The following is a 580-nucleotide window of genomic DNA, read 5'->3' on the forward strand; positions in this document are numbered from 1 at the left end:
CCATTTCCTTGTCCGCCGGCAGCTCGATCGAGCCGGTCACGTCGGTCGTACGGAAGTAGAACTGCGGACGGTAGTTGTTGAAGAACGGCGTGTGACGGCCGCCTTCATCCTTCGACAGGATGTAGACCTCACCCGTGAAGTGCGTGTGCGGCTTGATCGAACCCGGCTTGCACAGCACTTGGCCGCGCTCCACGTCTTCGCGCTTCGTGCCGCGCAGCAGCAGRCCCACGTTGTCGCCAGCYTGRCCTTGGTCCAGCAGCTTGCGGAACATTTCCACGCCCGTGCAGGTCGTCTTCACCGTCGGGCGGATACCCACGATTTCGATTTCCTCACCGACCTTCACCACGCCGCGCTCGATACGACCCGTCACCACGGTACCGCGGCCCGAGATCGAGAACACGTCTTCCACCGGCATCAGGAACGTACCGTCAACCGCGCGCTCCGGCGTCGGGATGTACGTGTCCAGGGCGTCGGCCAGGTTCATGATCGCCACTTCGCCCAGCTCGCCCTTGTCGCCTTCCAGCGCCAGCTTGGCCGAACCCTTGATGATCGGGGTGTCGTCGCCCGGGAAGTCGTACTT

General features: G+C 63.4%; 1 protein-coding gene. It reads right to left on the bottom strand.

Going from position 1 to position 580, the window contains the following annotated elements:
* Positions 1–580: EF-Tu/IF-2/RF-3 family GTPase (locus tag AC1U89_RS24580; protein ID WP_479902225.1), on the bottom strand; the 580-nt coding region annotated here is incomplete at both ends.

This window comes from Caulobacter sp. 05T431 (assembly GCF_056665975.1).